General features: G+C 37.6%; 26 protein-coding genes. 2 read left to right on the forward strand and 24 right to left on the reverse strand.

The window, feature by feature from the left end:
* Window positions 1-29: 29 nt before the first annotated feature.
* The 18 genes from LGQ90_RS02660 to LGQ90_RS02745 all read right to left on the reverse strand — a co-directional run bounded on the left by LGQ90_RS02660 (window position 30) and on the right by LGQ90_RS02745 (window position 15175).
* On the reverse strand, window positions 30-785 hold the full coding sequence (locus tag LGQ90_RS02660) for a sulfite exporter TauE/SafE family protein (protein WP_229337845.1): 756 nt from the start codon (window positions 783-785) through the stop codon (window positions 30-32).
* A 1-nt stretch (window position 786) separates the two neighbouring features.
* The gene (locus LGQ90_RS02665) at window positions 787-1953 is read right to left on the reverse strand and encodes a molybdopterin molybdotransferase MoeA (protein WP_229337847.1); all 1167 of its coding nucleotides are present in this window, start codon (window positions 1951-1953) and stop codon (window positions 787-789) included.
* Window positions 1953-2945 (reverse strand): GTP 3',8-cyclase MoaA, encoded by a 993-nt coding sequence (moaA, locus tag LGQ90_RS02670; RefSeq protein ID WP_229337849.1) that lies wholly within the window; start codon window positions 2943-2945, stop codon window positions 1953-1955. The genes LGQ90_RS02665 and moaA overlap by 1 nt, the downstream gene beginning before the upstream one ends.
* Complete coding sequence (gene moaCB / locus LGQ90_RS02675; protein ID WP_229337851.1) at window positions 2938-3834, reverse strand: bifunctional molybdenum cofactor biosynthesis protein MoaC/MoaB; 897 nt, start codon at window positions 3832-3834, stop codon at window positions 2938-2940. The genes moaA and moaCB overlap by 8 nt, the downstream gene beginning before the upstream one ends.
* The gene (locus tag LGQ90_RS02680) at window positions 3835-4278 is read right to left on the reverse strand and encodes a molybdenum cofactor biosynthesis protein MoaE (RefSeq protein ID WP_229337853.1); all 444 of its coding nucleotides are present in this window, start codon (window positions 4276-4278) and stop codon (window positions 3835-3837) included.
* 226 nt (window positions 4279-4504) lie between these two features.
* Window positions 4505-5521, reverse strand: coding sequence for a HesA/MoeB/ThiF family protein (locus LGQ90_RS02685; RefSeq protein WP_229337855.1), 1017 nt, complete (start codon window positions 5519-5521; stop codon window positions 4505-4507).
* Window positions 5518-5754: a MoaD/ThiS family protein gene (locus LGQ90_RS02690; protein WP_229337857.1), complete on the reverse strand. Its 237-nt coding sequence runs from the start codon at window positions 5752-5754 to the stop codon at window positions 5518-5520. Before LGQ90_RS02690 ends, LGQ90_RS02685 begins: the two co-directional genes overlap by 4 nt.
* Window positions 5751-6356 (reverse strand): nucleotidyltransferase family protein, encoded by a 606-nt coding sequence (locus LGQ90_RS02695; RefSeq protein WP_229337859.1) that lies wholly within the window; start codon window positions 6354-6356, stop codon window positions 5751-5753. Before LGQ90_RS02695 ends, LGQ90_RS02690 begins: the two co-directional genes overlap by 4 nt.
* On the reverse strand, window positions 6353-7507 hold the full coding sequence (locus LGQ90_RS02700; RefSeq protein ID WP_229337861.1) for an XdhC family protein: 1155 nt from the start codon (window positions 7505-7507) through the stop codon (window positions 6353-6355). The genes LGQ90_RS02695 and LGQ90_RS02700 overlap by 4 nt, the downstream gene beginning before the upstream one ends.
* Window positions 7504-8658, reverse strand: a complete 1155-nt coding sequence (locus LGQ90_RS02705; protein ID WP_229337863.1) for a cysteine desulfurase family protein — start codon at window positions 8656-8658, stop codon at window positions 7504-7506. Before LGQ90_RS02705 ends, LGQ90_RS02700 begins: the two co-directional genes overlap by 4 nt.
* Window positions 8659-8735: 77 nt before the next feature.
* Complete coding sequence (locus LGQ90_RS02710; RefSeq protein ID WP_229337865.1) at window positions 8736-9071, reverse strand: winged helix-turn-helix domain-containing protein; 336 nt, start codon at window positions 9069-9071, stop codon at window positions 8736-8738.
* Between the two features lie 8 nt (window positions 9072-9079).
* On the reverse strand, window positions 9080-11356 hold the full coding sequence (locus LGQ90_RS02715; protein ID WP_229337867.1) for a xanthine dehydrogenase family protein molybdopterin-binding subunit: 2277 nt from the start codon (window positions 11354-11356) through the stop codon (window positions 9080-9082).
* A 28-nt stretch (window positions 11357-11384) separates the two neighbouring features.
* Window positions 11385-11849 (reverse strand): (2Fe-2S)-binding protein, encoded by a 465-nt coding sequence (locus LGQ90_RS02720; RefSeq protein ID WP_229337869.1) that lies wholly within the window; start codon window positions 11847-11849, stop codon window positions 11385-11387.
* A gap of 371 nt (window positions 11850-12220) precedes the next feature.
* On the reverse strand, window positions 12221-12778 hold the full coding sequence (locus LGQ90_RS02725; RefSeq protein ID WP_229337871.1) for a DUF4251 domain-containing protein: 558 nt from the start codon (window positions 12776-12778) through the stop codon (window positions 12221-12223).
* 67 nt (window positions 12779-12845) lie between these two features.
* Window positions 12846-13376 carry a CIA30 family protein gene (locus tag LGQ90_RS02730; RefSeq protein WP_229337873.1) on the reverse strand — a complete coding sequence of 177 codons (531 nt, stop codon included), beginning with the start codon at window positions 13374-13376 and terminating at the stop codon, window positions 12846-12848.
* A gap of 94 nt (window positions 13377-13470) precedes the next feature.
* On the reverse strand, window positions 13471-13677 hold the full coding sequence (locus tag LGQ90_RS02735; protein ID WP_229337875.1) for a hypothetical protein: 207 nt from the start codon (window positions 13675-13677) through the stop codon (window positions 13471-13473).
* Window positions 13678-13762: 85 nt separating this feature from the next.
* On the reverse strand, window positions 13763-14623 hold the full coding sequence (locus tag LGQ90_RS02740; protein ID WP_229337877.1) for a formate/nitrite transporter family protein: 861 nt from the start codon (window positions 14621-14623) through the stop codon (window positions 13763-13765).
* A gap of 75 nt (window positions 14624-14698) precedes the next feature.
* Window positions 14699-15175, reverse strand: a complete 477-nt coding sequence (locus tag LGQ90_RS02745) for a nucleoside deaminase (protein WP_229337879.1) — start codon at window positions 15173-15175, stop codon at window positions 14699-14701.
* Window positions 15176-15361: 186 nt separating this feature from the next.
* Here LGQ90_RS02745 and LGQ90_RS02750 point away from each other — a divergent pair, with 186 nt between their 5' ends.
* Window positions 15362-15661, forward strand: a complete 300-nt coding sequence (locus LGQ90_RS02750) for an HPF/RaiA family ribosome-associated protein (RefSeq protein ID WP_229337881.1) — start codon at window positions 15362-15364, stop codon at window positions 15659-15661.
* A 76-nt stretch (window positions 15662-15737) separates the two neighbouring features.
* Here LGQ90_RS02750 and LGQ90_RS02755 read toward each other — a convergent pair whose 3' ends face one another.
* The gene (locus LGQ90_RS02755) at window positions 15738-17723 is read right to left on the reverse strand and encodes an aconitate hydratase (protein ID WP_229337882.1); all 1986 of its coding nucleotides are present in this window, start codon (window positions 17721-17723) and stop codon (window positions 15738-15740) included.
* A gap of 156 nt (window positions 17724-17879) precedes the next feature.
* On the opposite strand from LGQ90_RS02755, the gene LGQ90_RS02760 reads away from it, so the two are divergent.
* The gene (locus tag LGQ90_RS02760; protein ID WP_229337884.1) at window positions 17880-18455 is read left to right on the forward strand and encodes a hypothetical protein; all 576 of its coding nucleotides are present in this window, start codon (window positions 17880-17882) and stop codon (window positions 18453-18455) included.
* A gap of 114 nt (window positions 18456-18569) precedes the next feature.
* On the opposite strand, the gene LGQ90_RS02765 is transcribed toward LGQ90_RS02760, so the two are convergent.
* The 5 genes from LGQ90_RS02765 to LGQ90_RS02785 all read right to left on the reverse strand — a co-directional run bounded on the left by LGQ90_RS02765 (window position 18570) and on the right by LGQ90_RS02785 (window position 21911).
* Window positions 18570-19286 carry a hypothetical protein gene (locus LGQ90_RS02765; RefSeq protein ID WP_229337886.1) on the reverse strand — a complete coding sequence of 239 codons (717 nt, stop codon included), beginning with the start codon at window positions 19284-19286 and terminating at the stop codon, window positions 18570-18572.
* Window positions 19287-19368: 82 nt separating this feature from the next.
* On the reverse strand, window positions 19369-19929 hold the full coding sequence (locus LGQ90_RS02770; RefSeq protein ID WP_229337888.1) for a 4'-phosphopantetheinyl transferase superfamily protein: 561 nt from the start codon (window positions 19927-19929) through the stop codon (window positions 19369-19371).
* Window positions 19926-20177 (reverse strand): acyl carrier protein, encoded by a 252-nt coding sequence (locus tag LGQ90_RS02775; RefSeq protein WP_229337890.1) that lies wholly within the window; start codon window positions 20175-20177, stop codon window positions 19926-19928. The genes LGQ90_RS02770 and LGQ90_RS02775 overlap by 4 nt, the downstream gene beginning before the upstream one ends.
* Before the next feature lie 10 nt (window positions 20178-20187).
* Window positions 20188-21462, reverse strand: a complete 1275-nt coding sequence (locus LGQ90_RS02780; protein WP_229337892.1) for a beta-ketoacyl-[acyl-carrier-protein] synthase family protein — start codon at window positions 21460-21462, stop codon at window positions 20188-20190.
* Entirely contained in the window at window positions 21459-21911 is a 453-nt protein-coding gene (locus tag LGQ90_RS02785) for a 3-hydroxyacyl-ACP dehydratase FabZ family protein (RefSeq protein ID WP_229337894.1), read from the reverse strand. Before LGQ90_RS02785 ends, LGQ90_RS02780 begins: the two co-directional genes overlap by 4 nt.
* Window positions 21912-21919 lie beyond the last annotated feature (8 nt).

A 21919-nucleotide genomic window follows, 5' to 3' on the forward strand; every position in this document is an offset into this window, starting at 1 on the left:
TTATTTTACCTCTACTTTCATAAGATGACCTATATGCTTATAGAAAATCCGTAAAGCAGAATTAATCTAAGGCCTACATATAAAACAAGTATGGCCGTTAAAATACCCAGGAACTTCAGGTAAAATTTTTTACTGGACAGATAAGAACCAATACTTCCTCCAAGAACAACCGCAATGATAAGCTTTAATACCAGCTCAGAATTCAAATGAAAAGTTCCCGCTATATTTAAACCTATTAGTCCTGCAATGGAATTTACCAGGATAAATACTGAAGCTAATGAAGCAATTGTTCTAGGATCTTTCCATTTCAATAAGTTTAATACCGGTGATAAAAAGATTCCGCCACCAATTCCCGAAATTCCTGAAAGTAAACCTATACTCCCACCAAATAAAAATTTCTTTGAGTTCGATAATTCCCTGGATTCAAGCTTACTTTTTACAAATTTCAGCATCATAAAAATACCAGCTAATACTAAAGCCCCTCCTAAGATCAGAAAAAATAAATTTTGGGATAATTTCACCATGGCGCCAAAATAAGCCAGGGGTATACTAAGAACGAAAAACGGCCAGATGAGTTTCGGTTTTAAAACTCCGTTGCGAATAAACATTAAGGTCCCTATTGTTACTACACAAATATTGAGAATTAAAGCGGTAGAACGAATTTCGTAGAAATCACTTAGCACCAGGCTTAGAATTGCCAGGTAACTGCTTCCACCCCCGAAACCAACGGAGCTATAAAATAATGCGATTAAGAAGAAGATAACTGGGAGGTATTCTAGCGGCATTTCATGAAATTATATAGCAATCTATAGGCTCGCCTTTTTTTATTAAAGTCTCAGCATCAATAAATGCCAGGGCATTCCCTTGCGCCATAGACTGTATCATGGAAGAACCCTGCCCATTTAAAATCTCGACTTTACTATCTGTAACTTTTGCTTTTAGAAATGAAGGACGATCAGATCTATTTTCGTAATTCTGCGAAATTGGAAACGAATATTTCTCCAGTCCCAATCTTTTTGATCCGTTGATTTTATCCAAAAAAGGAAGTACATATATATAAAAGCAGCTTAATGAGGAAGCCGGGTTGCCAGGTAAGGCAAAAACAAACTTATTCTCCTTTCTTCCGAAATATAGTGGCTTACCAGGTTTCTGAAAGACTTTATAGAACTGTTCTTTTACGCCATTTTCCTCCAAAGCCTGTTTTACATAATCATAATCTCCAACAGATATTCCGCCGGAAAGAATCAGAACATCAGAAGTTTCCAGTAGCTTTTTAATTCCAGATTTAATGGCTTTAAAATCATCTTCTATCTGTAGTTTTTGAGTTACAGGAAATCCATATTTCCCAGCCGCCGCAGCTAATGCATAACTATTCGACTCGTAGATCTGACCTTCTTTTTTCGGTTTTCCAGGTTCGATCAATTCATTTCCGGTTGTAATTAAATTAATTTTAGGCTTTTTATAAACTTCAACTTTGTCTATTCCCAGAGCACCTATCAATCCAATTCCTGCTGCAGTTATTGTATAATTTTTTTTAAAAACTTCCTGCCCTGTTTTCAATTCACCACCCTGCTTTCTAATACTCTGCCCCGGTTTTGGTTCCTCTTCCAGAATAAGCTTATCTCCCTCCAGTTTAGTTTTTTCCTGCATCATTACCGCACTAGTATTTTCAGGAACTCTCGCTCCTGTAAAAATGCGTATTGCTTCTCCATTTTCTAGTTCAATATCACTACTATCCCCTGCCGCAACTTCGCCCACAATGATATATTGCTTAGAAATACCGCATAAGGCATAACCATCCATCGCCGAATTATCGAAAGAAGGCATATCGAATGAGGCTGTAATATTTTCAGCTAATGAAAATCCAAGGCAGTCATTTAAATTTCGTGACTCTGTTTTAAGTTCAACATTTTGATCATTTATGATCTTTAAAGCTTCTTGTATAGTAACCATTAACCTCCTATTGAAATCATGGAACGGTTCTTTTCATAATGCTTTGCATCCATTTTCACGTCCATCCCATCACGTGAAAATTTCTTTGTTTTGATCGCCTTAATGATAATGTCTTCCATCTTTTCACCATTTCTAAATGGCGTTAAAAGATCGGTTTCTGAATTTGCAAAAAGGCAATTTTTCATCTTACCATCGGCCGTTAACCTAATGCGGTTGCATTCACTGCAAAATGGATTGGTGATCGTGCTCACAATTCCAAAACTTCCTACATGTCCTTCCACCTGGAAGTTATTGGATGTACTATGTTCCGGATTTTCCAGTTCATTAATTTTCCCGAATTTATCAGCAACGATTTTCAAAATTTCCTGTTCTGAAACTCCTTTGCTCCAGTCCCACTTATTTCCTTTAAAGGGCATAAATTCAATGAACTTGACGGTAAGGTTTTTATGTTTTGTCAGCTGAATGAAGTCATTGATCTCATTATCGTTAACTCCTTTGATCAGGACAATATTCAGTTTTATGTGCATATCCAATTCCAGGGCCATTTCAAGATTTTTCATAATACGGTCGAAATAATCTCTTTTGGTTATAAAAACAGATTTAGCCTTATCCAGCGTATCCAGGCTGAGATTAATCCTTTTAAGCCCGATCTTCTGAAATAATTCCAGGTATTTATCCAGTACAATTCCGTTGGTAGTAATCTTTAGTGTTACCCCAAGTTTAGCAAGTTCTTCCACGAGGAAACCGAAATTTTTTCTAACCAATGGTTCTCCACCTGTGAGCCTGATCGTATCTACACCCAGATCCCGGAAGGTTCTGGCCAGTTCAATAATTTCCTCCAGACTCATGATATTCGATTTCTCCATTAACTGAATTCCATCTTCTGGCATGCAGTAGAAACATCGAAGATTGCACCTGTCTGTCAGGGAAATCCTGAGATACGTATGTGGTCTTCCAAAATTATCTACTATTTTCTTCTTTTCTTCAATCATGTCTCTTTCCTTCTATCACTTTAAAAACATGCAATATATGTGGGAATATTGCGTCCATACATTCGGCAGCGCCTTTGGTAGATCCAGGTAATGCCAGAATTACTTTTCCATTTCTTATACCTGCAACAGATCGTGACAACATCGCATAGGGCATTCGCTGCTGCCCATAATCTCTCATTTGTTCCTCTACTCCTTTTAGCTGAATATCCAGTAAGGCTTCTATCGTATCTGGAGTTACATCTCGCGGACCAACTCCTGTACCCCCTGTGAAAATGATCATATTAGCCTGACTTTCATTCAGAATATTGGTGATGATATCGGTTTCATCAGGAATGATCCTTTTTTCAACTTTTACGCCTAGTTCATTCAGTTTTTCCATAATAACTTTTCCTGCTTTATCCTCCCCTACTCCTTTGGAAATAGTATCAGAACAAACCACTACCTGGGCCGTTAATCCCTCTGCGTCTATTTTGAATGAAGATTTTCCGCCACGCTTATTTTCAAGTCTAATGCTGCCAATCTCCACATTTTTATCAATTGGTTTCAGCATATCATACATAGTTAAAGCTACTATACTGGCACCATGCATGGCTTCCACCTCTACCCCGGTCTTATATATCGTTTTGACGGTTACCGAAATCTTTACTTCCAATCCATTTATCTCGTAACTAATACCGGTATATTCAATAGGAAGTGGATGGCAATCAGGCAGAAGTTCAGGAGTTTTTTTTACTCCAAGTAAACCGGCCGCTTTAGCCATTTCAAACACATTCCCTTTTGGAACCGTATTTTCCTGGATCCTTTTGATCGTTTCCTCGCTACTGGTCTTCACTATAGCGATTGCAGTAGCTTCCCGAAGGCTCGTAATTTTATGAGTAATATCTACCATCTATTTATTCACTTTCCATTGGTGTGTTTCATCTTCGAAAATCTCTTTTCCGAAAATAGGCACTTTGGCCTTGATCTCTTCCACTAGGTAATTGCAGGCTTCGATTGCAATTTTCCTGTGGGCCGAAGAAGTAAAAACAAACAGGCATATCTCGCCAATTTTTACCTGCCCCAGGCTATGATAAATGTGACAGCAGGTCATATCGAATTTTGAAAATGCCGCTTCCCGAATTTCATGGAATACATTTTCAGCCATTTCCTCGTAGGCTGAATAATCTATGGCACTTACTTTTTTACCATCGATCTCATCTGCCCGAATTTGACCAAGGAAAATACTATGCGCACCTATATTTGTCTTGGACTGGTGATTCGCTATTGAAGTAGCAATTTTCTCCGGCGGAATAGCACCCTTTACAAATACTTTTTTCGGTTTCTTCTTATCCATTAATTAAGTTAATTTTCATTCTATCCTTCACCCTGAATTTATTTCAGGGTCTATACACTTTTATTCTTGCTTACTTTTTCTCCTAAGATGCTGAATCAAGTTCAGCATGACGTTATTTTTATTTCGTCACCCTGAGTTTGACTCAGGGTCTCTTATCAACTTTACCTTTTCATGCAATTTCCATGAGATGCTGAAACGAGTCAGCATGACGATAAGAAAAAGCTGGCTAATTATTATCAATTATCGTTTCTATTCCTCCTTCAACATTTTTAAGGTTGTTGAAGTCAAATTCTGCCTGTAATAAATCCACGACTTTTTTACTTCTTTTTCCAGACTGGCAGAAAACCAGAATCTCTTCCTGCTTCGGAATTTCATCTAAACGATCTTCAAGTTCGCTTAACGGAATTTGAATTACTTTATCTGAAGTGATCTTTGGTTGTTCGAATATCTCCCGAATATCCAGGTAATATCTGGTCTCATCAGAAATATTACATTCGATCCGTACCGGAATGATACCCTCTTTCCTGATCTTTTGGATCTCTTCAGGTCGCCTGGAAATATTTAATACCTGATCCTGTGCAGTTAAAATATTCAACAGCTTTAATTTTCCTGAAAGGACATTCCCGGTTTCCAATATTATTTTTAAAACTTCAGCGGCCTGCATCGTCCCCAAAATTCCCGGAGTTACTCCCAGCACGCCGGTAGCCTCACAACTGATATTCTGCCTGATGGTCTTCGGAAAAAGACATCGATAAGAAGGTCCTTCCTGATAATTGAATACCGCAAGCTGACCTTCATTTTTATAGATAGAGGCATACACCCATGGCTTTTCAGTAAGAATACAGGCGTCGTTTATCAAATATTTTGTTTCAAAATTATCGGTTCCGTCAAGGATGATGTCATATAGCTGAAAGAGATTTTCCGCATTTTCAATATTCAAAGGTTCTTCAAAAACATCTATTTCAACTTCTGAATTGATCATTTGTAGTCTCTGTTTCGCCGCCGAAGCTTTCGTACTACCTATATCCGCTTCGGTAAACAATAACTGCCGATGAAGATTTGAAAGAGAAACCCGGTCATGATCTATTAATCCAATTCTACCAATCCCGGCACCAACGAGATATTGCGCTGCCGGGCACCCAAGCCCGCCCACACCAACTATTAGTACGCTGGCATTTTTAAGCTTTTCCTGGCCTGAAACGCCCACTTCATCCAATTTTATTTGTCTGTCGTATCTCATCATCCTCCTGCAAATGGTGGTAAAAATGCGATCTCATCGCCTTCTTTTAATACTGTTGAAGTATTCAAATCCTGATTTACCACTAGCTGAACAGCTTCAGGATCCTGGATTTTATATTTCTTTATTTGCTGATCTTTGAGATCGTATAATTTGATTTGATCGGAAACATTCAGAATTTCTTCGGTTCTACCGGTAGCTTCTGCGATCATTCCAAAATATCTTAAAGTAAGTTTCATTCTTCCATCTTCTTTAATAATTCCACATCATTCATAGTATCCACATCAAAATTTGCTTCTTCTAACTTTAGAGTTTCGTATTTAAAACCTTCCCGATAGATCATTTTTTTAGCTCCATGATCTCCTTGCAATTTTTCCAGATCTGGAAATATACTGCTGGAGAAAATCGCCGGGACTCCAATATCTCCATCATATTCTGAAAAAGTAGCCCTGCTATTTTTATTTATCTGGAGGTCTATTAATTCCTCAATTTGTCGTTTTGTAACCAGGGGTTGATCTGAAAGCAGGATTAGTAAATGATCCAGTTCCTCTTCACTCTCCAGTGCTTTAGCTAAACCAAGCCTGATACTGGAAGCCATTCCTTCTTCCCAGTTGTTATTCTCAATTACTGTTATATTTCCCGGTTTAACCTGGGATTTAATTTTATCCACACCAGATCCAAGCACCAAAATCCTTGAATCAAAAGTTAATGATTTAACCAGGTCCACCATGCGCTGTAATAAAGCTTTTCCTTTATACTCCACCAATTGCTTCGGAAACCCTAGTCTACTCGATGAACCTGCAGCCAGGATCACTACTCCTATTTTGTTATTTGCTATCAAACCTGAATTTCTTTAAAGTGATTTTCTTTTTTATCGTGGATAGGAGTTTTCTTTTGCTTCAATGGCTTTGCGCTCTTGCCGGTCAAAACTGATTGAATTTCAGCTAAAATAGAAAGTCCAATCTCTGCAGGAGTTTCTGCTCCTATTTCCAATCCCACCGGAGCATGAATCTTATTCAGAATTTCATCATTCAATTGGAAACCGTCCTTCTTAAGATAGGTCAACATTCTATCAAACTTTTTCTTGGGCCCCAATATTCCGATATATGGAATTTCATTCTTACCGATCAATAATTTTAATACGGCCAGATCATAGTTGTAATTATGGCTCATCAAAACAAAATAAGTACGGGCATCGATCCTGATCTTCGATAATGTTTCTTCAGGTTTGGATACGATTACCTGGCAAGAACTGGCAAAACGTTCGTTATTTGCGTGAGTTGGACGACCATCTGTCACAATTACATCCCATCCAAGTAATTCGGTTTGCTGAGCCAGGATCTGTGCATCATTTCCAGCTCCAACAAGTACTAACTTCACCGGTGGCTTATAATTCTGAATAAAAAAATGGTAGGTTTTATTATTTATAGAGATTTCAGTAAAGTTTGGTTTACCATTCTGAAGGCTCAATTCACATTCTTTAATAATAAGTTCCAGGAGCTGCTTTTCAGGTTTTTTACCGTTCAATTGTAGATCTTCATTGATAAATAATCCTGTACCCGGCTGATCCAATGATTTATCTAAATTGAATTGTACCACGATTGCCAGTTTCTGATTACTGGAAACAACAATTTTAAGTAGTTCACAGGGGTTATACTTATTCTCAAAATCCACATATTCAAAAAGCACCTGGATGACCCCGTTACATCCTAATTGTGCCCCAATTACCGCATCATCTTCATCGCTGGTATCGTAATTGACCAGCTTATTTTTCTGTTGATGCATGGCGTGAAGTGCTTTTCTTAGTGCATCTCCCTCCAGGCAACCACCACTAATAGCTCCGGTAATATTGCCGAATTCATCAACCAGCATTCTTGCTCCCGCTCTTCGGTAAGAAGAACCTTCAACATGTACCACCGTTGCCAAAACACATTCGGTTCCGGCCATTTTCAGAGAACAATATTGAGCGTTTATCGCATCCAATTCTCTCATACGGTTGCGGTTTTAAGCTGTTCAACTGTTTTAGTAATTTGGGCAACTGCAAATTCTATATCTTCTGTGCTTGTATATTTCCCCAGGCTTATGCGCAAAGATGCTAGTGCCTGTTCTTTAGTAGCGTCCATCGCCAATAACACATGAGATGGCTGTATTGTATTTGCCGTACAGGCTGAACCTCTCGAGACAGCAAGCATATTCAGTCTTCGAAGTAACTGACTTCCATCAATATTTTTGAAGCCAATATTTGTGGTATTCGGTAATCGATTTGTTTCTTTTGAATTGATCTCCGCTCCTTCAATTTTTGATAAAAGTGCTTCCAATTTGTTTCGCAATTCAAGCAATCTCCTGGATTCTGAATCCATTTCAAAAAAAGCAATTTCAGCAGCTTTACCAAAGCCCACGATAGCCGGGACATTCAGAGTTCCGGGACGTAAGCCTCGCTCCTGACCGCCACCAAATTCATGCGGATCCAATTGTATCTTATTCTTCTTGGAAATATATAATGCGCCAACACCCTTAGGGCCATAAATTTTATGTGATGAAAAAATCGCCATATCAATGTTCAGATCATTTAGATCAATCGGAATTTTCCCCACAGCCTGTGTAATATCGCTCATGATATAAACATTCTTTGCATGGGCTATCTGAGCTATTTTTTTAATTGGATGAATAAGACCGGTTTCATTATTAGCCAGCATCAGGCAAACCAGAATTGTTTCAGCAGTAATAGAGTTTTCCAGTACCTTTAGATCGATATTTCCGTCAGCATCAACATCTAGATAAGTAATCTTAAAACCTCTATTTTCTAATGCTCCCAAAGTATCCAGGATCGCTTTATGTTCTGTTTTACAGCTTATAATATGATTACCCTTCTTTTTATTTTTTTGGCAAAACCCGAACAAGGCAAGATTTGCAGCTTCCGTAGTTCCTGAAGTATAAGTAAGCTCTGTTGGCTTACAATTAACCAATCTGGAAATCTGTTCCCTGGAATTCTCTATAGCTTCAGCTGCGTCCCATCCAAAAGCATGGTCACTGCCTGGGTTTCCAAATTTTTCGGTAAAATATGGGAACATCTCTTTAACCACTCCAGGATCCACAGGTGTGGTGGCATTGTAATCCAGGTATATCTTCTTTTTTGCAGTCATTCAAGAAAGCGTTATGTATTTGTATATATATCGCATGATAAATTTATTCAGGCAATAAATAAAGATCACCCTAAAGGCTATTTTAATAGTTTAAGTAAATCCTGTCGGTTTATTAGATCAGTAATTTCTTTTTCCAATTTGTCATATTCAGCTACTACCTCTAAGCCATGAGCAGTAACTTCTGCTCCACCTCCATGATAACCTCCTTTTTTCAAAATCACCAATGGTTCTTCAGAGTTCTGATTTAACCTTTGTATCATATCCCAGGCCTTTTTATAAGACATATTCATTACTGCAGCAGCCTTTGTCAACGAGCCTTCTTTATGAATTTTTTTGATTAATTCATTCGGCCCAGGTCCAAATAACTTTTCTCCGTCATCTTCTACCCAGCATTTTATGCGGATCTGTTTCATGAAAAAAACTAAGTTTTCAATTCAGTATCTATAGTCTGTAACTCATTGATAAATGGTTGCCTGTAAAACCTCTTTCCAGTTGCCTTATAAAGTGCGTTTGCCAATGCTCCCTGAACTGGTGGAAATGGAGGCTCTCCTAATCCCGTGGGATCAATTCCATTGTCCACAAAATGAACGTCTATCTTTTTAGGAGCCTGTTTATGTCTAATTAATTTATAAGTGTCAAAATTACTTTGTTGCGGCTTGCCATCTTTAAAAGTCATTTCACTATAAAGGGCATGGCCAATCCCATCAATCGTTCCTCCTTCAACCATATTTTTGGCGGCATCGGGATTCACTACAATTCCACAGTCAACCGCACAGGTGACTTTATCTATTAAGGGCTCATTTCCTTCTATAGACATATCCAGGATTTGGGCAACATAAGAATTGTGGCAGTAATAGGCTGAAACTCCACGACTCAATGAAGAATTTCCTTTATCCCATCCTGACTTATCCCGGGCAAGCTTTAAAACTCCGGCATATCTCGCAGCATCGTAATCATTTTCTTCCCCTACAGGATCTTTCTTTGCACGATCCAGCATATCGAGTCTAAATTGAATTGGATCCTGGCCCATTTCTTCAGCAAGTTCATCTAAAAATGACTGCTCTGCACCCGCAATAAAATTTGAACGTGGCGCTCTAAAGGCTCCTACAGATATATTGGAATTCAAGGTCCAGCTTTCTGCTAAATAATTATCTATTGCACCGGCTGGAAAACGATTGGCAAATAATGGACTCTCCGGAATACCTCCCGCATTTACATGGAAAGCGGTAAGTTTATTATTTGCATCAAGAGCAGCGCGATAGGTTACATGATAGGCGGGACGGTAAACGCCATTGGTCATATCATCTTCACGGGAATAGACCAGTTTAATAGGTTTACCCATCTTTTCAGAAATCACTGCTGCTTCTACTAAAAAGTGGCCATAAAGTCTACGACCAAATCCGCCCCCCATTCGGGTCATTTGAACATCAATATCTTCAAGTTCTAAACCCAATCGTTTATTAATGCTTTTTTCAGCATATTCCGGGGTCTGAATTGGTCCTAATAATTCTGCCTTTCCGCCACTAACATCTGCAAAGAAGTTCATGGGTTCCATACAATTATGTGCGAGAAACGGACAGGTATACGAACGCTCGATTACGCGAGCTGCATTTTTAAAAGCTTTTTCGGGATCACCATCCTTTCTTACTACCTCAGATTGTTTAGAACCTACATCGGCCATTAAAGTGGCATGAATATCGGTGCTTTCTAATCCGCTGGCATCATCCATTCCCGCAGACTTCTCGAGAATTTCAATTTCCTTGGTGAGTTCGGGATTTAAATCCCATTCTACATTTAAGGCTTTTTTTGCCTGCATTACCTGCCAGGTAGTTTCTCCAACTACAACTACCAATTTGGAAAAAGCGGCTACATCGCTCCATTCCTTCTCCATGTCTTCCGGGTAGGTATCTATAGTAAAAACATCTTTTATTCCTGGCATTTCCTTCACCTTCTCATCATCCATGGTTTTGAACTCCATCCCAAAGGCAGGTGGCTGCACGATCATGGCGATCAGCATTCCATCCTTATAGGTATCCAATCCATATAATGGCTGGCCTGTAACAATCTTTTTAGCATCCACATTTTTCCGAGAGGTTCCAATAATTTTAAAATTATCATTATCTTTTAATTCAACCTCTTCGGGCACCTCTACCTGGGCAGCAGCTTTAGCGATTTCGCCATACCCAATAGTTTTATCGCTGCCTTTATGCGTTATCACTCCATTTTCTACGGAAAGTTCTGAAACTGGCACTTCCCATTGTTTTGCCGCAGCAATTAATAGCATCTGCCTTGCGGTTGCTCCGGCAGTTCTCAATGATTCCCATCCCTGACGAATAGACTGACTTCCACCTGCCAATTGTCTGGTGAAAACTTCGGTATTCAGTGGGGCTTGTTCCACAACAACATTATTCCAGTCTACATCCAGTTCTTCGGCTACGATCATAGGCATAGAAGTTTTCACGTTCTGACCTATTTCCGGGTTTGGAGAATAAATAGTGACGATTCCATTATCGCCTATTTTCAAATATCCGTTAAGTTCGAACCATTCATCTGGCATTTGCATTGCCAATTCTTCGCTGCCTTCTTCCGCTGGTCCCTTACATGCCATCCAGTTGAAGCCAATGATCAATCCACCTCCAGCAACCGAAACACTTTTTATGAAAGATCTTCTTCCTATTCCTGTTTTTATTTTAGTCATTTCTATGTCTTTTTAATTCAACTGAAGCTTATGCAATTTCAGAATTTGAGGCTTTTTTGATAGCGGCTTTAATTCTGGTGTAGGTTCCGCAGCGGCAAATATTACCATCCATGGCATTTTCAATTTCTTTGTCACTAGGACTTGGATTACGTTTCAATAAGGCTGAGGCAGACATGATCTGCCCTGCCTGGCAATATCCGCATTGAGGAACATCTATTTCCAGCCAGGCCTGCTGTACCGGATGGTCTCCATTTTCAGATAAACCTTCGATGGTAGTGATCTCATTATTGGCCGCCGAAGAAATTGGTAGCTGACAGGATCTTACTGCAGAACCGTTAAAATGAACAGTACAGGCGCCACATTGTGAAATTCCGCAGCCATATTTAGTGCCCACCAGTTTTAAATGATCTCTTAAAATCCAAAGTAATGGAGTTGATGGATCTGCTTCTATAGTTTTTTCTTTTCCGTTGATTGTAATGTTGAATGTCGCCATGGTACACTGGATGTATTTTTATTCTTTGAATTTAAGAAATATTTTAGTTTAAACAGATAAAATGGCTTTAGAGAATAGTAATTTTCTGAATGCCAATTAAGTATATACTGAAAACTGTGAATTTAAGATCATGTTATTCACCATTAATCTATGTTTCTAAATGTTTTTCAATCGGGGCCTCGATCAGTTTTTCCGGAGTTATTGGAAGTGATCTCATTCTTTTCATGAAGCGCTAAAAATAGGATTGGCTAAAAAAGCAGGTATACTGGTAATTCCCAATTCTCCAATTCCTTTTAAGCCCATTTTATTAGTAATCTTATCATCTACTGGTAAAAGGATGACATCAATATCTACACTGAATAGCTAATTATTTAAGATTTTTTCAGAGTTTTATCTTGTTCCGACTTAATATCCCACTCTGTTATTTCCCCCCGATATGTGATGGCACTTCTCTGGGATCCATTTACATAAATAGTAGTTGTACCGTTTTCAAAAACCTGTACATTAAATTGAAAGTTTTCACCTTCCGTACTTTTAGCATTCAGTTTTATAAACTTAGAATTTTTCTTGATGTTGCTAATAGTTAAATCAGAAAATTTTTCTTTGACAGTGATCCCACCATCTCTATTATATCCACCACCCATTTGACGGACACCAAAATATGGAAGTTTCACAGATAAACTGTCTCCAATAATTTCAAAGTGATTAGGATTACCAATAAGATTAATGGCATTTGAGGAACTACCGTCAGGTAAATTCATAGAAAGCTGATTAAGAACCTGGTCACCCATTGGCGAAGCCCAGTTATTTTCAATTCGGAAAGAAAAACCTTCCCTTTCCATCTTTTTAAGATCTAATTTAGTTGCATTCTTAACAGGTCCACAAGCAGACAAAATCAAAAGAATTAAAATGCCTTTTAAGATTTTCATGGTTTCTTTAATTTTAAGATCTAAATCAGCCCCCTTAAAATATGTACACAACTGAATTTAACTTCAACTATTTAAGGCCTATTTCTTTGATGAAGAGTTGAAATGATTCATTTCTTTTATTGCCTATTAAAATTCTTACATGCCCTAAAGTTTTACCAGAATAATTTGGGATATCTAAAGTTTCACCTCTATAGGTTGGATTAAATTCTTCTAAAGAAATTTCTATTGTTTCCCAATCTCCTGAAGTTTTAAATTCTTTGGTGTAGGAATGCCTTTGATCTGCAGTTTCTTTAACTCTAAAATTGTAGGTTTTTCCATCACCTTTTAATTTGATGATAACTTTAGAATATTCAGCCACTTCTTTCGTAGCAAAGTCGGCTTGCATAGATGAGAATCCACCATTATTTTCCAGAGAAACTTCTCCTTCGAATATAGCATAACCTTCTTCAGAAAATGATAAATGCCCATTAGACCTACCTCCCATTACCGTATCATCTTCGATCATCCAATCGCTTAAAGCCGATTTATTTTCAAAATTATAAAGGCTCATTCCTATATTCATGCTGAAAAATGCTAATACTATAAAACAATATTTCATCTACTGTTGTTGAAGTTTAATTGCTGAAATCATTTAATTTCAATTATAATAGTTTCATCTCATCCTTTTTAATTTGGAAAAGAATTTTTACAAACTATTCTTCCTCGTCCTCCCCTACTTCTAGAGAATCTAAGGTATTCTGAATCATTTCATCTTCATCCTCAGAAACTCCACTATCTTTTTTTATTTTCAGGTTTCCTTTACCGTCCTTCTCAAGATCACTATCCTTTCGATTAAAATTTGAAGGTCTTGCAGCATTTTCCTGCCAGTTTGTATGGTCATTTTTTTTCTCTTCAGCCATAATTTTATTTTTAAGTACATCAATTTAGGAATTCAAATTGATGCTATTACCCGAATTAAATTTGTTTTAACAGATGTATTATCAGTTAAGGCATTTTTACATTAAAAACAAAAGCCCTGTATTTAAGTAAGGCTACAAATATGGTAGCTCCAAGAGCATTCCCGACCAAAGCTGTTATTAAGGTTTTTAGATATATAATGAAATCTATTTCCGGAGAAACCAGCATTCCGGCAAATATTTCAATTTGACCTATGATACTATGGTGTAGTCCGGTAAATCCCATTACTGCTGTAATTAAGTAAATAATCAATATTTCTGAAGTGGTTTCTTTAGAAGAAGTTACCAGCCAGCTGAGCAGTCCCATTAACCATCCCGCGAGAATGGCACTAACCAGAATGGTAGGGATATCATAACCTACAAAATGTTCGCCAATTTTGGCAATCACTTCCGCATCAAAAATTCCAAGTTTAGGCCCAACCCACGCTAAGGTAAGTGCTATTAAAATGCCTCCAATAACATTTCCCAGGATCACAATTCCCCAAATTTTAAAGAGGCTCCAAATACTTCTGTGGTTGTTTAGAACTGGCAGCGTCAATAAAGAAGTTTGTTCTGTAAATAAAATAGACTGCCCCAAAACCACTAAGATAAAACCCAGAGGATAGACTAAGGCAATAAGTTTAAAAAGTGTATCCTCTGCAACTTTCCCCTGAAAAAAGCTAAAAACGGAACAGATCATCAAAAAGCTAAACCCAATTTCTAAACCTGCCGTAAAAGAACTTAATAAAATACTTCTTTTGCTCCTATCGTAAGTCTCGCAGCCCTCCATGATTTGCTGCTTTAAGATCTCACCATGAGTTTTCGTTTTCGTATTATCGTTAGATTCTGAATTCTTTAATTCATCATTAACCTTTTCTGTCTGTTCTTTTTTGTTATTTTCTGACTGCATTTAAGTTTTATTTCTAAAAATAGAAAATCCGGAAAAGCCACGGCCTCCCGGATTATTAATTTATCTGTTAAATATTTACTCATGAAGTTCTTCAGGCTTCACTTCGTCCCATACGCCTACGGCTTCATTTCTACATAATTGTATCATTTTAAACTCTGTATGCCTGTCTTTGGAATTAGAATTATAATACATATCACTATATATAAATCCATAATTCCTGGCATCTTCTGCTGAAGCACCAAAATAAATATAATCTATATCTGCCCAATAGGCAGCACCAAGACACATCATACATGGTTCACAACTGGTAAATAATACACAGCCCTGAAGGCTTTTTGTTTTCAATTTCTCACATGCTTTTTGAATCGTTCTTAATTCTGCATGTTGAGTACAGTCTTGCTGGAACAATATCTCATTATGAGATTCAGCAATTATATCATCTCCTTTCGTAATAACAGCTCCAAAAGGACCACCATTATTCATATCTCTTCCCTCACTGGCTAATTGAATAGCTCTGCTCATCATCTTCTTTTGCAAATCCTTCGTTCCCATAGTTACAAAGCTACAGATTTATAGACGTTTAATAGCCTATTTCACACTATTTACTATGGGATTAGGTACAATTTAAGGTTACCGTGATCAAGTCTAAAAATAGTCCTAAAACTTTGCCAAATCTACCCTAAGGCTCTTGGTAAGCCTGTGGGAAATAAGTTTATTTAAATAATTAAAAAATACTATATGGAAACTATATTTGAATTTGTAAACATTAGCAAAAGTGAAACCCTTGAAGCTTTTACTCAAAAAAAACTGAATAAACTTGAGAATAAATATGACTGGATCGTGAGAGCGAATATCTATTTTAAAAGAGATGAAAATCAAAAACCAAATGGGTATATCTCAGAAATAAGATTAAGTGCCCCGGGACCTGAAATTTTCGCTCAGTCAAATGAAAATTCTTTTGAATCTTCCGTTGCCAATACCGTAAGCGATCTGGATAGACAATGCGAGAAGCGTAAAGCTAAGATGAGTACTCACTAATATTAGTGTTATTTATATAAATTAAAGCCCTTTCAATTGAAAGGGCTTTTTAATTAGACCAAGTAGCATCAATATTTTATGCTTTTAAATCTTTCTCTTCTAACTTATCTTTAAATTCATTTATGATCCCTCCTTTGAGAAGAACTTCTATCTGACGATCACTCATAGAATGTTTCGTTTCAAACTCTTTTTTCTTACCATTTTCGTTCTTCACGATCACTTTAATATTATTCCTGTTTTTAACATCTTCCCGGAGATTTCTAAAATAAACAAGGTCACCTTGCTCTATTTTATCAAAATCATCAATATTAATAAACTCCAGGGGTAATATTCCAAAATTTACCAGGTTCTGCCAGGCAATTCTTGCGTAAGAATTCGCGATAACGGCTACCTGTCCCAGATATTTGGGCGCGATAGCTGCATGTTCACGACTGGAACCCTGGGCATAATTATCTTTTGCCACTACTATATGTCCGCCATGTTCTGTTTTTGACTTCATGGCTCTATCATAAAAGCTCTCATCAATTACGGTATAGGAATACTTACTTATCTCAGGAAGGTTACTTCTAAAAGGAAGTACCTCTGCCCCTGCTTTCAGGATCTCATCTGTAGAAATATTATCACCCATTTTCAATAATACTGGAACACAATATTTTTCCTGCATTGGTTCTATATAAGGAAGGGATTTAATATTTGGTCCTTTTTTAAGTTCGATCTTGCTTCCATCTTCTGGTGGAGCAACCAGCATTTCAGTATTTATGATTTCAATTTCCGGATGCTGGAATTGAGGATATTTCATATTATAAAGTTTCTCCATATCCCGTGGATCGGTGATCTTTCCTGTTAATGCTGAAGCTGCCGCTGTTTCAGGACTACATAGATAAACCTGATCATCTTTGGTTCCCGATCTATCCGGGAAATTTCTCGGCATGGTTCTCAAACTAATAGTTTGCGAGGCAGGTGCCTGTCCCATTCCTATACATCCCATACAACCAGATTGGTGAAATCTTCCTCCTGCTTTAATAAGATTAGCAAAAGCACGATTATCAATCATATTCTGGATCATCTGCCTGGAGGTAGGATTAATATCGAAAGACACATCGTTATTAACGGATTTATCTTCTACGATCGCTCCGGCAATCCAGAAATCTCTAAGACCGGGATTGGCAGAAGATCCAATTACCACCTGGCTTATATCTTTTCCCTCAACTTCTCTAACCGGTACAACATTGCCGGGGCTTGTAGGTAGAGCAATCAAAGGAATAAGATCATCCAGGATGATCTCGTCTTCAAAATCATATTTACAGCCTTCATCAGCTTTTAATTCTACCCAGTCTTCTTCTCTACCTTGTGATTTCAGGAATCTTTTGGTTTCTTCATCACTAGGGAAAACAGTAGTTGTGGCACCTAATTCTGCACCCATATTAGCAATGACGTGACGATCCATCGCACTTAAATGTTTGAGTCCGTCACCATAATATTCTATTACTTTACCCACTCCTCCTTTAACATCATAACGCCTTAGCATTTCGAGAATAACATCCTTCGCACTCACCCAGTCGGGTAGCTTTCCGGTTAGTTTAACTCCCATCACCTTAGGCATTTTAACAAAATATGGTTCACCCGCAATTGCTGATGCAACATCAAGACCCCCTGTCCCTATCGCCAGCATTCCGAGTGATCCCGCGGCAGGTGTGTGACTATCAGATCCTACCATTGTTTTACCGGGTTTGCCAAATCGCTGCATATGTACCGGGTGGCTTACACCATTCCCAGGCCGGCTATACCACAAGCCAAATCGCTGTGCTGCGGAATGGAGAAATAGATGATCATCTGCATTTTTAAAATCTGTTTGAAGAAGATTGTGGTCCACATATTGAACTGCAACTTCTGTTTGAGCTTTCTTTAAACCCATAGCCTCCAGTTCCAGCTGTACTAAAGTTCCCGTAGCATCCTGAAGAAGGGCCTGATCTATTTTTATGCCTATTTCCTTTCCAGGTTCCATTTCTCCGATCAAGAGATGTTCTTTAATAAGCTTTTGTGTGACATTTAATTTTGACATAGTTGGAAAATTTTAATTATTAATTTACCAACTTTTGCAGGAAAGACAGGCTTCTTTAACAGAACCTTAGTTTTAAAATAGAATTCCAAGTTAAAAATTTGGAACTCTTTTCTACTTCAAATTATTTATATTTAGGTAAATAAAATATTTTTTTCAATGAATCAAATTGTAAAAAGAGCGATCGTAGGAGGCGTAGTTTCTACTGTTGTGATGGCTACAGGAACTTTTATACTGGGTCAGATTTCCGGTTATAAAGCAATGGAATTATTGAAGAATTCAATGTCTGGGATCAATATGCTTTGTAATACAGTTATTCTAGGCTCAACCACTATTCTGGCACTTATGTTAACGCTATTGGGACTCAGCCGGTCCTCAGAATCCCGGTTAACAGACAGGCATTACAAAGATGTTCTTACCATCGCCAAGTCTGATACAATACTAATTGTTGCAGCTGTAATTACTTTTTTAATGTTGAATTTACCTATTGGTGAATCGGAAGAAGTTGGAAAATCCTGGTATCAAACTATCTATTTTGTAAGTCTGGGAATGGCCTCATTGCTTGGGGGTGGGTTTATTGCAGTTGTGATGATGCTGTATGGTACAGTCACCAATGTGATCCTGATAGTTGGGCTTAATATGAAAGAGCATCCCCTAATTTCAGATGAAGAGGTTGAAGAAGTTGAAGAACAGGAAGCAAAACAGCAGGAACGAAAAGAAAAAAATACATTCTAAAAAAAAAAAGGGCATTTTGAAAGACCTGCATGCTGACGGATTTGCTGAATTCAAGGCAATCGTGGTCAGACATAATCTTTCGAAATAGCCCTTTCTATAAGAAATTATTTCAATTTAGCTTTTACCAAGCTTATTGAGGATATCAATTTGGTGTCCTTCTTCAAGATTGAAACCAGGTTTTCCTTTTCTTGGGAATAAGAAAGTAAATGGAGTATCAAATGCCGCCCAGCTTTCAGCAAGTCCGTAATCATTATTCTCATTTTTCTTTTCCGGTCTTATAAAGGTGTTTAATTCTGAATCGTAATCAGATCCCACGGCATCTTCTCCGGGGAATAACATTCCTTCATTAATTTCAGTATAAACAACAACGGAAGCTCCTTCGCTGCCCGGTAGATCAAAAATATTAATATCAAAACTATCTAATACCTTATCTTTTGCGGTAATGTCTTTGGTTTTAAAATTATCTTTGAAATTTTTTCGTGGATGTGCATAAATTGGCGCCCCATTGGCATCTTCTGAAATTGTTTTTAAATCTGCATAGGCAGAATTTAAAATTCCGTCACAGGTTATCAAAATACCTTTAATATTATATCCTTCTTCTACCAGCTTTTTTACGGCTGCTTTTGAAGATTTTTCCACTACATCTATCAGAATCATATCTCTACGATTTAAATGCCTAATCGCGTAACCCTGATTAAAAACTCCATTCTCTTTTTCACCCTTTATAATAAAAGTGTCCGGGATTAATTTTAAGAATTTCCCTGTTTCACCTTGTTCAATAAATTCTGCCGACTGGCTGTGAAGCACCTCCATTTTATCTACTGTCTTCATATATAAATGATTTTTAATTGATGATTGAAGATACAAAACAAGGACGGAGACATCAACCCAGTTTTTAAATGTTTAACTGCTTTTAGCACATAATTAACGGAATGCTCAAAGCTGTAAAATTGCCATGATGACTAAGAGAAAACGGAATGCTTTTATTATCATTTTCAAGAAATAATGAAGGTATCCCATTGAGGTCTTTGGATATGCTTGTATATGAATTATTTAAACCTAATTCTAATATTATATCCTGAATTAGATCTCTTCTGGAATATGATTTATTATCGTAGACCTTTTGAATATTCTTTCCTGAATCTACCCAGGTATGAATATATTCCGGGTTGATCACTGTTTTTAGAATATAAGTTTCTCTCTCAATTTCAACAGTTCCTGAAATGTCGCCTGAATGCAACGAACAATTATAAGAGATGGGGTTTAGCTTTCGGGCTAAATTGAATTTTCTTTGATGGGCCTTATATGCTGCTTCTTTCATAGACCAAAATTGCCAAAGCATAAGCTCAGGATTTTTAGAATTCCAGATCGTAAGAATTTCATCCTGGTTAAAGATCTTTCTTAAAAATCGATGATTTTCGGCTCTTTTATTGGCCAATGAAACTTTCAGGTCTATAATATCATTTCCGATCAACTGGCAAGTTTTTTTTGAATAATGCTTTTCGCATCGCCTACGGTTAACATACCTTCCATAGAATCATTATCTATTTCAATATCAAATTCATCTTCCACATCCAGCACCACATCTACCAGATTTGCTGAGTTTATTTGAAGATCATTCAGAAAATCTGTTTCCTCATGGAAATTCGCCATTCCCTCTATTCTTTGTACATAAGGTTCAACGATCTTTTTTAGTCTGGTAATAATTTCTTTTTCACTCATAATTTAAGATTTAGGCAATATATTTTTTAAAAAGAACCACAGCATTTACATCTCCAAACCCAAAACTGGCTTTAGCCAAAATATTAATTTTTTTGTTGATTTTTTCATTCGGAATTTTATTTGGATCTATAAGTTTTGAGATCTCTGGGTGAACATCATCACAATTTATATTTCCAAACATGAAACCTTTATAGATCTGCAGCACGGAAGCAACACTTTCTATGGAACCCGAGGCACTTAAGCAGTGACCGGTCATTCCTTTTAATGAGTTGATATCTGGGAAATCAGAGCCCTCTCTTTTCAATGCCTTGGTCCAGTTTAAGATTTCTACTGAATCTCGGGTAGTGGCTGTTAAATGCCCGTTTATCGTATCTATTTCATCAGCCTTAATATTGGAATTTTTCAACGCGGTTTTAATACAACGTTGTACAGCCTCATTATTAGCTGCCGTCATACTACCTTCCCCTCTCTGACCGCCGCTATTTACCTCTCCTCCTAAAACTTCAGCATATATTCTAGCTCCTCGTTTGTTTGCAGATTCCAGGTCTTCTAAAACAAGGGCTCCTGCCCCACTCCCGGGAACAAATCCAGCGGCAGATTCACTCATCGGCCTGGAAGCCTTTTCAGGATCATTATTAAATTTATTGGGAAGGATTCGCATTGCATCAAAACCACCCCAAATATAAGGCCCGTGATCTCCACAACTTCCAACGAGCATGCGTTTGGCCTTACCAGCCTTTATTCTATCATAACCCATAAGCAGGGCTTCGGTTCCTGTGGTACAGGCAGAAGAATTGGTAGTCACCTGATTTCCGCAACCCAAAATACCCCCCAGATAAGCACTAATTCCACTGGCCATGGTCTGTACCACACTGGTACTCCCAAGTCTTCTGGTTTTACCCGCATCAATTAAATGGATAGCTTCCCTGAATTTATCTACGCCCAGAATTCCCGTTCCAAAAATGATACCTGAGTCCCAATCAGGCGAACCGGTGTCTGTAATTGATAAACCGGCATCCTTCCAGGCATCGGTTCCTGAAATAACTCCGTAAACAATTCCGCTGCTATTTAATCCTCGAAGTTGAAGTGGTGTGAAATATTGCTGCAGTAATTCTTCAGTAATTTCCGGTTTCCCTCCAATCTGGCAGCTAAATTTTAATTCTTCCAGTTCAGGAAAAAAGCGAATGCCGCTTTGTGTTTGTTTTAAAGCATTTTGAAAATTATCGAGTCCTACCCCATTTGGTGCAGCCACTCCCATCCCGGTTATAACAACGCGTTTGCTCATTTTTTTGCTTCTTCTTGAAACATCATTCCGGCGATCACCCCCTGGCAAACCAGATTATCTTCAGTATCTTTCATCTTAACCCTACATTTAAGTTTATTAAATCTGAAATATTGTTTTTCTGAACTTACGATGACTTTCTCTCCGGGGTAAACAGGTTTTAAATATTCCACTTCAGAAGAAGTTAAAGAGACCTTCTGCTTTTCCCCGTTATTACCATTGTTGTTGAAAAGATAGATACCTAAACAAACTACCCCAATTTGAGCCATACATTCGGTTAAAATAACCCCGGGAGTAACCGGATTATTTTTAAAATGCCCTTTGTAAAAATCAAGATCTGGCGAAAATGTAAATTCTCCAACAATGGAATTTTCATTGACTTCTAAAATCTTATCTACAAATAGAAACGGAGACGAGTAAGGTAGTTGTGAAAGAATAAAATTATTGTCCAAATGCTTCA

This window comes from Christiangramia sediminis, from assembly GCF_020552705.1.
GTDB lineage: Bacteria > Bacteroidota > Bacteroidia > Flavobacteriales > Flavobacteriaceae > Christiangramia > Christiangramia sediminis.

Bases quoted from the DNA above. Each gene is read 5' to 3' on its own strand.
- LGQ90_RS02660 (WP_229337845.1), bottom strand. From the start codon at position 785: ATGCCGCTAGAATACCTCCCAGTTATCTTCTTCTTAATCGCATTATTT.
- LGQ90_RS02665 (WP_229337847.1), bottom strand. From the start codon at position 1,953: ATGGTTACTATACAAGAAGCTTTAAAGATCATAAATGATCAAAATGTT.
- moaA (WP_229337849.1), bottom strand. From the start codon at position 2,945: ATGATTGAAGAAAAGAAGAAAATAGTAGATAATTTTGGAAGACCACAT.
- moaCB (WP_229337851.1), bottom strand. From the start codon at position 3,834: ATGGTAGATATTACTCATAAAATTACGAGCCTTCGGGAAGCTACTGCA.
- LGQ90_RS02680 (WP_229337853.1), bottom strand. From the start codon at position 4,278: ATGGATAAGAAGAAACCGAAAAAAGTATTTGTAAAGGGTGCTATTCCG.
- LGQ90_RS02685 (WP_229337855.1), bottom strand. From the start codon at position 5,521: ATGATGAGATACGACAGACAAATAAAATTGGATGAAGTGGGCGTTTCA.
- LGQ90_RS02690 (WP_229337857.1), bottom strand. From the start codon at position 5,754: ATGAAACTTACTTTAAGATATTTTGGAATGATCGCAGAAGCTACCGGT.
- LGQ90_RS02700 (WP_229337861.1), bottom strand. From the start codon at position 7,507: ATGAGAGAATTGGATGCGATAAACGCTCAATATTGTTCTCTGAAAATG.
- LGQ90_RS02705 (WP_229337863.1), bottom strand. From the start codon at position 8,658: ATGACTGCAAAAAAGAAGATATACCTGGATTACAATGCCACCACACCT.
- LGQ90_RS02710 (WP_229337865.1), bottom strand. From the start codon at position 9,071: ATGAAACAGATCCGCATAAAATGCTGGGTAGAAGATGACGGAGAAAAG.
- LGQ90_RS02715 (WP_229337867.1), bottom strand. From the start codon at position 11,356: ATGACTAAAATAAAAACAGGAATAGGAAGAAGATCTTTCATAAAAAGT.
- LGQ90_RS02720 (WP_229337869.1), bottom strand. From the start codon at position 11,849: ATGGCGACATTCAACATTACAATCAACGGAAAAGAAAAAACTATAGAA.
- LGQ90_RS02725 (WP_229337871.1), bottom strand. From the start codon at position 12,778: ATGAAAATCTTAAAAGGCATTTTAATTCTTTTGATTTTGTCTGCTTGT.
- LGQ90_RS02730 (WP_229337873.1), bottom strand. From the start codon at position 13,376: ATGAAATATTGTTTTATAGTATTAGCATTTTTCAGCATGAATATAGGA.
- LGQ90_RS02735 (WP_229337875.1), bottom strand. From the start codon at position 13,677: ATGGCTGAAGAGAAAAAAAATGACCATACAAACTGGCAGGAAAATGCT.
- LGQ90_RS02740 (WP_229337877.1), bottom strand. From the start codon at position 14,623: ATGCAGTCAGAAAATAACAAAAAAGAACAGACAGAAAAGGTTAATGAT.
- LGQ90_RS02745 (WP_229337879.1), bottom strand. From the start codon at position 15,175: ATGGGAACGAAGGATTTGCAAAAGAAGATGATGAGCAGAGCTATTCAA.
- LGQ90_RS02750 (WP_229337881.1), top strand. From the start codon at position 15,362: ATGGAAACTATATTTGAATTTGTAAACATTAGCAAAAGTGAAACCCTT.
- LGQ90_RS02755 (WP_229337882.1), bottom strand. From the start codon at position 17,723: ATGTCAAAATTAAATGTCACACAAAAGCTTATTAAAGAACATCTCTTG.
- LGQ90_RS02760 (WP_229337884.1), top strand. From the start codon at position 17,880: ATGAATCAAATTGTAAAAAGAGCGATCGTAGGAGGCGTAGTTTCTACT.
- LGQ90_RS02765 (WP_229337886.1), bottom strand. From the start codon at position 19,286: ATGAAGACAGTAGATAAAATGGAGGTGCTTCACAGCCAGTCGGCAGAA.
- LGQ90_RS02775 (WP_229337890.1), bottom strand. From the start codon at position 20,177: ATGAGTGAAAAAGAAATTATTACCAGACTAAAAAAGATCGTTGAACCT.
- LGQ90_RS02780 (WP_229337892.1), bottom strand. From the start codon at position 21,462: ATGAGCAAACGCGTTGTTATAACCGGGATGGGAGTGGCTGCACCAAAT.